Raw genomic sequence first — 11,584 nt, 5'->3', positions numbered from 1 at the left:
CGGATCAGTCCACGGGTGTGTCGACCCAACCGGTGAAGCGGCCGCCGACGCCCGGGATCTCCGCGCGCACCTCGCCGGCGTGTGCCGGCGGCAGGCTGGAGGGGTCGTGTGAGTCACAGCTGACGTAGGTGAACGTGGGCCACCACTTCTTCGGCCTTGCCTTCTCGGCGATTCCGCAGACGACGCACACCAGGTCGACCCAGACCGGCTTCTTGCCGGTCCGATTGGCGCGGGACTGAACCAGCCACGGCGGCGGGTTCTCCTCGATCTCGTTCAGCTGGGCTTCGGTGAGGGTCGAGGGCAGGCCGTGCCGCGAGGCCATCTCCAAGGAGATGTCCAGGCGTTGGGCGGCTTCGCGGCGGGTGATCATCGACTCCACGATAGTCAGCGCTGCGGGGGAGCGGGGCTGGGAGGCGGTCTGGGCGGTACGGCATGTGGTTGGCATCGGCAGCCTGCGGGCTGGTGCCCGCTGGGGTGGTGTACGCGGCCGACAGGCTGGCCTCTGGTTGCTGTTTCCTGGGCAGGATGACGTGCACTTGCGGCGGTAAGGCGGGCTCATTCCGCACCACGAGAACGTGTTCCTCCTCGAAAGCGCACCGGCTGTCGAACCGTGGTCGCGGTTCCTCGCGTAGCCGACTCAGCAGGCACCCGGCTCCGCGAGTCATGAAATGGGGCAGACCCCCTGGACCGGCCATCGGACGCACGAGGAACGACACACCTTCAACCAGAGTCGTGTGCCTCAATCTGTCGGTGGCGGTCGTCATCCTGGGAACGTGGATGTGTTCGATGCCGAGGACTACTCCGGGTTGTTGCCGTGCCGGTGGTGAGAGTCGCTGCGGTCGTTACGGTTGCGTGGTTGTATCCAGGACCGCTTCAGCGGTGGTACTTGGGTGAGGTTGAGCAGCACACACGAGGGCTGATGAAGCAAATGAAGCAGATGAAGGTGATGCAGCCGGTGCTCGACTCCGGCCAGCCTTCCAACGACCCTCGGTCGCGGGCGAAACCCTTCGGTGTCACCTATCGGTGCAGCAGTCCCTAGCGCTGAGGCGTTCCAGGTCACTGTCGAGGGAATTCGCCCTGACCCGGGGGTGCGCACGATAAACGCCTCCAGTCGGCGAACAGGTCTGCCCCGCAGTTCCTCTGCCATGTCCCTCACATCTGGCAAGGTAACCAGAAATGGGAGTATCCATAGCATCTGCACCCGGTACAGCATCGGTGGCGATTCAGATTTCGACTCGGGCGCATGCCTCTCGTCCAGACAATCAAGTCGAATTTCCGTTACGCCGCACGCAGGGGTCTTGCCCGCCGCGACTATCTGGTGAAGTGACAGTTGTAGTTCCGGCGGCCTCGTCACGCTTCGAGCCCCAACGGAGTCGCTGTGGCGGCGCCCTCTCCGCACACCCCTGTCGAGAACGGGGTGGAGGGTCAGTAGACCGACATGTTGTCGAGGACTCGTTCGGCGATGTCGACGATCTCGCTGATCTTGGGAAGGTCGTCGCGGATGTCGTCGGGGTGGAGCTCAGGTGTGTCGATCTGCGGGTACTCGGCGTCGTGCCTCTGGCGCCGCATGCGGTCGAAGGGCCGCAGTTGTTGCCCCATCGGTGGGTCGAGTTGGGCTCTCACTGCGTGATAGACCGCGAGGTGCCCGCCCTTCGAGGTTGGTCGCAGCCCCTGGTTGGCCAAGATCGCCCACAGCGCTTTGCGGCCAGCGTCGTACAACGTGCCGTAGGCACCTTCCGGTTCTGAGGCGCAGGTCGACTCAGCGGACTCGAGGTGCCGTCGCGCCTGGGTGAGCAATCGGTCGGCGTGATCGCGGCTCGCCTGGACATGTTCAAGCTCTCCGTCGGCGATCATCCTGTCGATCGCAGCTCGACCTTGTTGCCACTTCATGCAGCACTCCCCTCGGGGATCAGGTGCAACGCGACCAGAGGGCGCGATCTCACCGTCACCACAAACGGGTCTTCCTGGCGCTTCCAGGTGGCAGGACGCAGCCGTCGGATGTTGACCTCGCGCCGGAGCACGGCTTCGGCCTCGCGGGCGCGATCGTCGAGCTCGTCGGGGTCGACATCACCGATGACCAGGACATCCACGTCGGCTGGCACCGTCCCCGGTTCGCCGTTGTAACGCGCGGCCCACGAACCGTAGATGAACGCCTGCTCAATGCCGTCGATTCCGCGGAGCGCACGGGTGAGAACAGGAAGCGGGCCGTACGTGACGGCCAACAAGTCGGTCAACGGACGAGTGAGAGGCGAGTCTTCGACGGCGCGGACTAGCCGGGAAGTACCGACCTTCCGGTCGGCCAGCAGTCCTGATGCCACTAGGCGGGTGACCTCCTGGTGGACGGATTTCACGGAGGCACCGATGCGGTTCGCGACCTCGGTGATGCTGTACTCCTCGCCAGGGTTCAGGTACACGAGCGCCAGCAGGTCGCCCTGGACCCTTGATCTCAGGAGCGGCAACAGCGGTGATGACGAAGTTCGCATAACAGGTTCAGTATCGTTACCTCTTAGGTGAACTTCAAGGGTAGTGCGCCGTTATCTAGCTTCGCATCGCGGAGCGCTCCGACTTGAGAGGTCTAACGGGCTCGTCGTCTTCGGCGATGTCCGCTGGCCACACGCTCAGGCGGTCATTGTCAGAATCCATCGCGGCTTCACCTCGCGCACCCGCTGCCGGGTCTGGGCGTACGGCGATGATTCGGAGACGGGTCACCGGTCAGCACGTCAACCCTTCCACCTCTCGTCGGGAGACTCCGTGAAGCTCCTCCTCACCTCCGGCGGCGTCACGAACGCGAGCATTCGCGCGGCGCTGGTCGACCAGCTGGGCAAGCCGATTGCGGATGCGACCGCCCTCTGCATCCCCACGGCGATGTACGGACACCCGGGGGTCGGCCCGGGCACGAGGGCGTGGAACTTCATCAGCGGCCAGTCCGAGAACCCGATGGTGGACCTGGGCTGGAAGTCCGTCGGCGTCCTGGAGCTCACCGCGCTGCCGAGCATCGCTGAAGAGCGTTGGGTGCCGCTGGTCCGAGAGACGGACGTCCTCCTGGTGGCCGGCGGCGACGTCCTCTACCTGTGCCACTGGATGCGGGAGTCCGGGCTGGCTGACCTGATCCCGTCGCTGACCGACACGGTCTGGGTGGGCCTGAGTGCGGGAAGCATGGTGCTGACCCCCGACGTCGGCGAAGAGTTCATCCAGTGGCGACCGCCGAGTGGTGACGACCGCACGCTGGGCGTCGTCGACTTCTCGGTCTTTCCCCATCTTGGTCCCGACGGCATGCCGGGCAACTCGATGGCCGAGGCAGAGCAATGGGCCGGCGGCATTGCCGGCCCCGCCTACGCCATCGACGACCAGACCGCGATCACGGTCGTCGACGGCACCGTGGAGGTCGTCTCGGAGGGTGAGTGGAGGCTGTTCTCCTCGCAGGCTGGTGCGTGATGCGACCACAGCGCATTCGCAGGCCGCAGCAGACCTGGAGCCCTTTGCGCGGTGGCGCCGACGATCGCGACGAAGGCGACCGGCGGCGAGGCGCTGCATGTGGTGCCGGAGGGATGGCTCTTGCGGGAGTATGTCGGGGGCGTGAGGCTGAGGTTCCTCGCAATCTGTTCGCTGTCGAGGTACGGAGAGGGAGGGACCGATGACGTGGCCCAGGATCGATGGACTCCGCGCGCTGGAGCTTGGCACGTCGGGTGAGCTGCGCGAGCGGCTCAACAGCCTCGTGCTCGCCGGCAAGAAGCGGGCGACGGCGGGCTTGGTGAGCGAGTACCAAGAGGACGGCGAGGCGATCGAGACCGTCGGTGAGCGACTGGCCCTGTTGGACGACGACGGCCGCTCGATCGCCACCGTGGAGGTGACCGCCGTCGAGGTGGTGCCGTTCGTCGACGTCCCGTGGTCGTTCGCGCACTCCGAGGGTGAGGGCGATGCCGACCTGGCGGAGTGGCGCGAGGGACACCTCAACTACTGGCGGCGGGCCGGCGTCGCCGTCACCGACGAGACGCCGGTGGTCTGCTTGAGCTTCGTGCTGGTCTGACGGCGGCAGCGTGAGGCACATGGCATCATCCGTCGATCTGTAGTGCTCGAGGGCGACGATTTGTAGCGTAACTAGTCGGCGAATGGCAGTGTGGCTCTATGCCGAGGACTTCTTCCGCTGTGTCCGGTTACCGGCGTCGGGTCATTGACGACGAACTCGACGAACTGTTGCCCGGCCTGCCTGCCATCGTCGTTGAAGGCCAAGGTGCGGCACCTTCGAACTAAAGGCGGAGAGCGAGAGATCGACTTCCTCGTGGTCCGTGACGACTCCCGTGTCCTAGCAGTGGAAGTGAAGTTGTCAGCGACCGTTGGCGATGCTGATGTGCGCCACCTGCTCTGGCTTCGAGACCAGTTGGGCGAGGACCTGCTGGACGCCGTGGTGGTGACCACTGGATGTGATGCCTATCGGCGCCCGGACGGGATCGCGGTGGTCCCAGCGGCGCTGCTTGGGCTGTGATGCACCTAGAGGAGGATGCGCGCCCCCTCAGGCTCCGCGCGTGGGCGGGACCGCCACGTCCGAGCCGCCTTCGGGGGTGAGCCGCACGCCCATCTGCGCGCGCCGGGGCTCGGCGACGAAGCCGCCGGAGAAGAGGACCTGCCCCTGGGCGGCGGTGGGCGCGGTGTCGAGCAGGTGACGCGGGGTGGCACCGAAGAACCGGCCGATGTGGTCGAGGTCGGCGGGGGAGTTGGTGCGCATCAGCGCGAGGTTGTCGCACTGGGAGAGCACCTGCGGGTGGATCTTGGACGGCCGCTGCGTGGAGAGCAGGAGCCACAGCCCGTACTTGCGGCCCTCTGCGGCGATCTGGATCAGCCGGTCGACGATGGCGCGCTGCAACGGCGTCGTCGGCTCGGCCGGGCAGATGTTGTGTGCCTCGTCGATCACGATCAGCACCGGCGAGCGCTCCGCGCGGGACTGCCAGAGCCGGTCCAGGACGGCGAGGGCGGCGGCCGCCGGCTCCTCGGCGAACCGGAAGCCCCCGAGGTCGAGGACCATGGCGTCGGGGCGTTGCATCACCGTCGCCTCCACGCCCGTGCCGCCACGTGCCCACACGTCCCAGTCGTCCACGGCAAGGTTCTGGATGCGGCGAGCCAGGCGTTGCCGAGCAGGCTCTGCGGAAGAGATGAGCGAGCGCATCATCTCGGCGCCGTCCTGGCCGCCGTAGGCCGCGTCCAGCTCGCGCAACACCTGGTACTCCTCGGCGTCCTCGACCGGATCGAGGCGCAGGACTGCGGCGCGGGCCGGCAGGTCCAGCTCCGTGAGCCTCACCCGCAGCGCGGCGCCGTCCTTCTCGCGCGCACCGAAGACGCGGACGTCGCACGCGGTCAGTCGCTGCGCCGCATCCGGCGCCGCGTCCTCGCGCGGGGTGCCTAGGTGCACGTAGTCGGAGTTCGGGTCCAGCACCAACAACGGAAGACCGGTGTCGAGCAGCAGCTGCTCCAGGATCACGCCCAGCGCATAGGTCTTGCCGGACCCGCTCTGACCGCACCAGAAGGTGTGCCGGTTGAACTTCGCGCCGTCCAGCAGGAACGGGTCACCGGTCTCCAGATCGTGGCCGATGTGGAGGGGAAGCTTCGGCATCAGGGCTCCTGGGGCTGTGGGGTGGCGAGGGAAGGCGCCCGCGCTCACGCTGCGTGTGGGGGCGAGGCCAGCGTCACCATGATCCTTGCAGGCGTCGCGGTTACGCGCCGACCGTCGCGGGACCTCGTCCGCAAAGGGTGAGAACGATTCCGCACATGAGTACGCAGTCGCAGTGTGTGCGCCTGTGGATGGGCGTGAGACAACGCCGCAGCGACGGGATAGCTTGCTGGATGCCGACCTCGGGCTGGCGGTCGGGAAGAGGCCCGAGGTGGAGGGACGGTTCGACCGAGCAGCCAGGCGATCAGCGAGGACGCGAGGAGAGCATCGGGTGGGCATGCACTTCTACGTGGACGAGTCGAAGGCCAAGGGCTACCTGGTGGCAGTCGCGTCAGGTCCGCGCCCTCGACTCGCCCTGCCACGCAACGAGCTGAGCGCTCTGGTCCTGCCGCGACAGCGTTCCCTCCACATGAAGGACGAAGGGGACTCTCGGCGCCGCCAGATCGCCCACGCCATCGTCCACCTCGGGGAGCTGGACGGGATCCACGCCGTCATCTACGACGCGGGTCGGGCCGGGACAGAGAGGGAGCGTCGTGCGCGTTGCCTTGCCGCTCTGGTTGACGACGCGGCGAGGCACCCTGAGGCCAGCGTGATCTTCGACCGTGACGAGTCCCTGGTCAGCTGGGACCGGCCGAGGATGATCGAGCTCACCCGCGCTGCCGGGGCTCGTGCGCGGATCTCCTACGACCACCTGCCCCGCCACGCGGAGATGCTGCTGGCGATCCCGGATGCGATTGCGTGGTCCTGGGCACGCGGGGGCGAGTGGCGCGAGCGGGTAAGGCCCGTCGTCCTCGAAGTCCGAGCCGTGTGAGCAGTCCCTGAGACACGCGAAACCCGAGCGCCACGGTCGTCCGGCCGGGTCTCGGGCTCACTTCCTGCAACTCAGCGTCGCAGGCGAGATCCAGTATGCACGCCGCCGAGGATGTGCTCAACCGGTTCCTACCGCCGTGTCGAGGCAGCGGTTATTCAGTGTGCGGGATGAACCCCGGGCCGACTCTTCGTACGCTGACGAGATGTCGTCGCTGCCGCAGCGCGTGCTCCGGGCCGTGGGCGAGAGCCCCGTCGCGGAGGGTGTCGCGAACGTCCAGACGAAGGTCTACGGGCCTTTGCTGCGGTGGGCTCAGCGGAGTGTCTTCCATACCGATGCGCTCGGCCATCCGGTGCATCCGATGCTCACCGACGTCACGCTCGGGTGTTGGCTCAGTGCGTCGTTGCTGGACGTCGCCGGCGGCGAGCGGGCGCGCAACGGCGCTACGTTGCTGGTCGGGTTGGGCATGGCGGCCTCGGTGCCGACCGCGCTCGCAGGTGCTGCGGACTGGGCGGGCATGCACGGCGAGGACCGGCGGATCGGTGCCATCCATTCGCTGAGCACCGACGTCGCGACCTTGCTCTTCCTCGGCTCCCTGGTCGCGCGCCTCCGCGACGACCATGCAACCGGGGTCAGGCTCGCGCTGGCCGGCAACCTGGTCGCCGCCGGTGCCGGCTTCCTCGGCGGGCATCTCGCGTTGCGCAACCGCTCAATGTGACCTCAGCGTCGACTTTGAGGGCGAAAGTGCGCGCTGAGGTCACATTGAGCGGGCGGTGACGACGCCGAAGCCGGCGATGTACTCCGGGATCGGTCGGTAGAACGACGACGCCACCTCGTACGAGCCGGCGGCGGAGAGTGCGCTGAAGGCGGCCAGCCAGGTGCGCACCTCGTGTGCCGAGTTGCCGGCGTCGGCGGTCATCTGATCCGGCGTCATCGCGTCCAGCGCGGTCAGGTCGCCGGAGGCGAAGGCGTCCATCATCGCCTGGTCCCACTCCGGGTTCAGGTCGCGGATCGGAGCCTCGCCGGCAGCGAAGGCCTTCGCCGTCTCGATCACCCGCTGCTGGCGGGCGTCGCGCGCCTCGGCGGTGGGGTGGCGACCGTTGAGCAGCATCGCGCGCTGCGGCTCGCTCGCGGTCGCCCACTGCGGCACCGGCGGGTCGTGCGACAGCCCACCGGAGCCGATCAGCAGCACCCGCTCGTCGAGGTCGGCGAGGAAGGAGCCGATCGCGGCACCCAGCTGCCGGATCCGGCGCATCCGGGTGAACGGCTTGGCGACGCCGTTGACGAAGACCGGGATCGCGGGCACGGTGTCGATGCCGCCGAAGAGGATCTCCAGGGGCTGGATCGCACCGTGGTCGACCTCCATCCGGCGCGAGATCGCGACGTCCACGTCGGCGTCGATCACGTGCTGGGCAAGGCGTTCGGCCAACTCGGTGGGCACGTCCAACGGCCCTTCGGTGGTGCCGTAGTCGCCGACGCCGAGGGCCTCGTAGCCGATGCAGAACGGCGGCATCAGGTCGTAGAAGAAGCCGTTGTAGTGGTCCGGGGCGAACGAGACGACCAGTGTCGGCTGGTAGTCGGCGACGAAGGCCCGGGCGGTGGCGAAGGCGCCCTCGACGGCCTCCACGACCTCGGCGGGCGGGTCGCCGTGCTCGAGAAGCGGGCTGTGCGACATGCAGGTCAGGGCGAGCGTCATGCGGATGCTCCTTCGGCTGCGGGGATCAGGGAGAGCCCGGGCGTCCGGTAGGAGGCCGAGGCGAGGGCGGCGTGCAGGGCCGCGGTGGTCTGCTGGGCGAGGCAGGCGGCCGCCACGAACCGGTCGGGTCGCAGCAGCACCACGCCGCAGGCGCGGGTGTCGAACCACGACTTGAGCCGACCGTCGACGTCCCCGACCACGGTCACCGGGACGGGGGAGTCGGCGAACTCCTTCTCGGCCCACCCGCGTTGCGTCTCCGGCATGATGCTCACCAGCCGGATCCCGTGTGCACGCACGAGGTCGAGCTCGGCGGGCCCGAGATGGCGCGACGGATCGTTGCCCCAACAGGCGAGCGTCCACCAGTCGCCGAGGACGTCGTCGAGCAGTGCGTTGGTGCTGGTGGCCGTGTTCACCCGCGGCTGGATGAACTGCAGGCCCACCGGGGAGAGCGACGCGGCGTTGTCGATGAACGGCTGCAGCCGCCCGCCCTTGAGGCTGGCGTCGCTGCGGCCCGGCGTCAGCGTGGCCTGGTCGACGACGACGCCCTTGCCGTAGCGCGGCATCGGCTTGAACCGGAGCTCGGAGAAGTACGCCTTCGCGGACGGCGCCACGTTGAGTGCCGCCGCAGCCAGGTCGCGGAGCCTGCCCTTGATCGGACCGCACTTCATGATCGCGCCGGCCGCCATGTTCACATCGATCATGTCCAAGGCGTGCTGGTGCCGCTCATCGGTGTAGGTGTCGAGCAGCTGCTCGCTCGCCTGGCCGGTGAGCACAGCGGTCAGCTTCCAGGCCAGGTTGGTGGCGTCGCGGATGCCGGAGTTCCAGCCCTGGCCCAGCCACACCGGCATCAGATGCGCGGCGTCGCCGGCGATCAGCACCCGGCCCTTGCGGAACGTCGAGGCGATCCGTCCGTGGTGGGTGAAGACCCGCTGGTTGATCACGTTCAGGCTGCTCGGGTCCGGCACGTGCGGCGCCAGCAGCCGGGCCATGAACTCGGGCTGCTCGACCAGCTCGGTGGCCTCGTCGTCGAAGAGCATGAACTCCCAGCGGCGGATGCCGTGCGGCAGGCCGATCGAGACGTAGGGCCGACGTGGGTCGGCGCCCAGGTAGACCGAGGGGGTGCCGAGCGGGTCGTTCTCGACGTCGACGACCAGCCAGCGCGTGGAGGGTGACTTGCCGACGAACTCGACGCCCATCCAGCTGCGGGTGAAGGAGCGGCCGCCCTCGCAGCCGACCACGTAGGCGGCGCGCAGCTCGGTGGTGCTGCCGTCGGCGAGCTCGGCGGTCACGGTGACGTGACCGTCGTCCTCGCTCAGCCCGGCCACGGTGTGCCCGAAGCGCAGGTCGGTGTGGGCGAAGCGGTCGAGGCCGGCGGCGAGCTCCTTGTCGACCAGCGGCTGGATGAAGCCGTGCTTGCGGGGGTGGCCGAATTCGTCGGTGCGCGGATCGTTGGTGGCCAGCACCTGGCCCTTGCCGTTGACGAAGCGGACCACGTGATGCGGCACCGTGTAGGGGCGGACGGCGTCCCACAGGCCCGCGGTCTGCAGGGTGCGCACCGACTCGTCGTCGAGGCCGACGCCGCGCGGGTAGTCGATCAGCTCGTCGCGTGCCTCGAGGACCAGCGCGCGCTGGCCGCGCATGCCGAGCAGGTTGGCCAGGGTCAGGCCGACCGGGCCGGCGCCGATGATGATGACGTCGGCGTCGAGCGCCGAGGGGGTCGCGGTGGTCATCGTCGTGCCCCTCAGTTGTGGGTGAGGAAGTCGACGACCAGGCGGTTGAACTCCTCGGCGTGCTCGATCATCGCCCAGTGCCCGCAACGGTTCAGCAGCACCAGGCGCGAGTTCGGGATGTTCGCGAGCAGGTTGAGGCTGACCTCGAAGTGCAGCACCCGGTCGTCCTTGCCGTGGATCAGCAGGGTCGGCACGGCGATGTCGGGCAGCTTCGAGCGGTCGACCTTGATCGGGATCGGCGCGCCGTGGGCCAGGCCCGCGACGTAGTTGGCCAGGTGGTCGGGGCGCTCCAGCGCGGCCGCCGAGCGGGCACCGGTCAGCTCGGGGGTGGCGAAGCGGGCCTTGTCGTAGGTCATGATCTCGACCAGGGCCTTCATGTTCTCCGGACTGGCGTCCTTGTAGGCGCGAACCAGCACCTTGAGGCCCTCGCTGGGGCCGTCGCCGGGGCCGAACAGCGAGGCCGCGCCGCGGCCCAGCGAGGCGCCCATGGTGACCAGGTGGGTGATCCGCTCGGGGTGCAGGGTCGCGAACCGGATGGCGGTGTGCGCGCCCATCGAGTTGCCGACCAGGGCAACGCTGTCCAGGCCGAGGGCGTCGAGCAGGCCGACCAGGTCCTGGTCGTGGTCCATGTCGACGGTGGCGACCGCGGACGACTTGCCCCACCCGGGCATGTCGGGGGCGATCACGTGGAAGCCGGCGTCGGCGATGGCGCCGATGTTGCCGGAGAAGTTCGACCAACCGGTGGCGCCGGGGCCCGACCCGTGCAGCAGGACGACGGTCGGAGCGGTCGCGTCGCCGGCCTCGTAGTAGTGGATGTGGGTCCCGGAGCTGAGGGTTGCCTCGCGTGCGGTGGACTCCTGGCTGACGGTCATCTCGACTCCAATGCTCGATATCTGCACAACAGGATGCGTTATCTGCACGTGTTTGGGCAAGGGGCAGCCCCGCTCAATGTGAGCTCAGCGCTCGATTAGGCGGTGAATTGCGACCGTGAGGTCACATTGAGGTGAGGGTGGCGTGGAGGCGCTCGGCCGCGGCGATCAGGGTGGGCGGGGCGGCCTCGGCCAGCTCGACCCGGTGGGTGATCAGGTTGAGGCAGGCGCGCGGCATCCCGGGCGTCGGCGGCAGCGGGACGGCGACCCCGTACGCACCGGGCTCCACCTCGCCGAAGGTGCTCGCGTATCCGCGCTTGCGGGCCTCGGTGATCGCGGGCGCCTCGCCGGGAATGGGCGCGGCGGCGGCCAGCAGGGCGACGCCGGCCGATCCGCGACCCAGTGGGTGGTGCCCGCCGGCGCGGAACGAGATCAGGTAGTTGGCGCGCGGCGGCTCGACGACGGCGAGCGCGACCGCCTCATCGCCCTCGACGACCAGCAGCGAGACGGTGGCGTTCAACTCGGCGGCGAGGTCGCGCAACACCGGATCGGCGGCCTCGCGCAGGGTGAGGTGCACGCCGGCCGAGAGAGCGGCCAGGCCGGCTCCGGGGCGGTAGCGGTTGTCCTGTCCGCGGGTGGTCAGGCGGAACTCGGCGAGCGTGGCCAGGAGCCGCGAGGCGATCGATCGGTGCACGTCGAGCTCGTCGGCGATCTCCTGCACGCTCATGCCGTCGCGCGCGGCTGCGACCAGCTCGAGCGCCCGGAGGCCGCGAGCCAGGGTCTGTGAGCCGGCAGTCGTCGTACGCGCGGGTTCCATGG

Annotated in this window: 12 protein-coding genes; 4 read left to right on the top strand and 8 right to left on the bottom strand. The window is 68.6% G+C overall.

Going from position 1 to position 11,584, the window contains the following annotated elements; genetic code table 11:
* Positions 1 to 4: 4 nt before the first annotated feature.
* The 3 genes from ABD151_RS12240 to ABD151_RS12230 form a co-directional block, all read right to left on the bottom strand.
* Complete coding sequence (locus ABD151_RS12240; protein ID WP_343994710.1) at positions 5 to 370, bottom strand: DUF5997 family protein; 366 nt, start codon at positions 368 to 370, stop codon at positions 5 to 7.
* 1,055 nt (positions 371 to 1,425) lie between these two features.
* Positions 1,426 to 1,890, bottom strand: a complete 465-nt coding sequence (locus tag ABD151_RS12235) for a HEPN domain-containing protein (RefSeq protein ID WP_343994708.1) — start codon at positions 1,888 to 1,890, stop codon at positions 1,426 to 1,428.
* Complete coding sequence (locus ABD151_RS12230; RefSeq protein ID WP_343994706.1) at positions 1,887 to 2,414, bottom strand: nucleotidyltransferase domain-containing protein; 528 nt, start codon at positions 2,412 to 2,414, stop codon at positions 1,887 to 1,889. The genes ABD151_RS12235 and ABD151_RS12230 overlap by 4 nt, the downstream gene beginning before the upstream one ends.
* A gap of 337 nt (positions 2,415 to 2,751) precedes the next feature.
* Here ABD151_RS12230 and ABD151_RS12225 point away from each other — a divergent pair, with 337 nt between their 5' ends.
* On the top strand, positions 2,752 to 3,435 hold the full coding sequence (locus tag ABD151_RS12225; RefSeq protein WP_343994704.1) for a Type 1 glutamine amidotransferase-like domain-containing protein: 684 nt from the start codon (positions 2,752 to 2,754) through the stop codon (positions 3,433 to 3,435).
* A gap of 199 nt (positions 3,436 to 3,634) precedes the next feature.
* The gene (locus tag ABD151_RS12220) at positions 3,635 to 4,027 is read left to right on the top strand and encodes an ASCH domain-containing protein (protein WP_343994702.1); all 393 of its coding nucleotides are present in this window, start codon (positions 3,635 to 3,637) and stop codon (positions 4,025 to 4,027) included.
* A 483-nt stretch (positions 4,028 to 4,510) separates the two neighbouring features.
* On the opposite strand, the gene ABD151_RS12215 is transcribed toward ABD151_RS12220, so the two are convergent.
* The gene (locus tag ABD151_RS12215) at positions 4,511 to 5,605 is read right to left on the bottom strand and encodes an ATP-binding protein (RefSeq protein ID WP_343994700.1); all 1,095 of its coding nucleotides are present in this window, start codon (positions 5,603 to 5,605) and stop codon (positions 4,511 to 4,513) included.
* Between the two features lie 334 nt (positions 5,606 to 5,939).
* Between ABD151_RS12215 and ABD151_RS12210 the strand changes: the two genes are divergently transcribed.
* Positions 5,940 to 6,473 carry a hypothetical protein gene (locus tag ABD151_RS12210; protein WP_343994729.1) on the top strand — a complete coding sequence of 178 codons (534 nt, stop codon included), beginning with the start codon at positions 5,940 to 5,942 and terminating at the stop codon, positions 6,471 to 6,473.
* 202 nt (positions 6,474 to 6,675) lie between these two features.
* Entirely contained in the window at positions 6,676 to 7,188 is a 513-nt protein-coding gene (locus tag ABD151_RS12205; RefSeq protein ID WP_343994698.1) for a DUF2231 domain-containing protein, read from the top strand.
* Positions 7,189 to 7,227: 39 nt separating this feature from the next.
* On the opposite strand, the gene ABD151_RS12200 is transcribed toward ABD151_RS12205, so the two are convergent.
* From ABD151_RS12200 to ABD151_RS12185, 4 genes are all read right to left on the bottom strand, one after another.
* Positions 7,228 to 8,166 (bottom strand): 3-carboxyethylcatechol 2,3-dioxygenase, encoded by a 939-nt coding sequence (locus tag ABD151_RS12200; RefSeq protein WP_343994696.1) that lies wholly within the window; start codon positions 8,164 to 8,166, stop codon positions 7,228 to 7,230.
* The gene (gene mhpA / locus ABD151_RS12195; RefSeq protein ID WP_343994694.1) at positions 8,163 to 9,896 is read right to left on the bottom strand and encodes a bifunctional 3-(3-hydroxy-phenyl)propionate/3-hydroxycinnamic acid hydroxylase MhpA; all 1,734 of its coding nucleotides are present in this window, start codon (positions 9,894 to 9,896) and stop codon (positions 8,163 to 8,165) included. The genes ABD151_RS12200 and mhpA overlap by 4 nt, the downstream gene beginning before the upstream one ends.
* 11 nt (positions 9,897 to 9,907) lie before the next feature.
* Positions 9,908 to 10,768 carry an alpha/beta fold hydrolase gene (locus tag ABD151_RS12190; RefSeq protein ID WP_343994692.1) on the bottom strand — a complete coding sequence of 287 codons (861 nt, stop codon included), beginning with the start codon at positions 10,766 to 10,768 and terminating at the stop codon, positions 9,908 to 9,910.
* A gap of 121 nt (positions 10,769 to 10,889) precedes the next feature.
* Complete coding sequence (locus tag ABD151_RS12185; protein WP_343994690.1) at positions 10,890 to 11,582, bottom strand: IclR family transcriptional regulator; 693 nt, start codon at positions 11,580 to 11,582, stop codon at positions 10,890 to 10,892.
* Positions 11,583 to 11,584 lie beyond the last annotated feature (2 nt).

The sequence above is a fragment of the Nocardioides dubius genome (assembly GCF_039528155.1).
GTDB classification, from domain to species: Bacteria; Actinomycetota; Actinomycetes; order Propionibacteriales; family Nocardioidaceae; genus Nocardioides; species Nocardioides dubius.
Note: the sequence above shows the minus strand (reverse complement) of the source record. Positions and strands in the feature narration are given on the sequence as shown.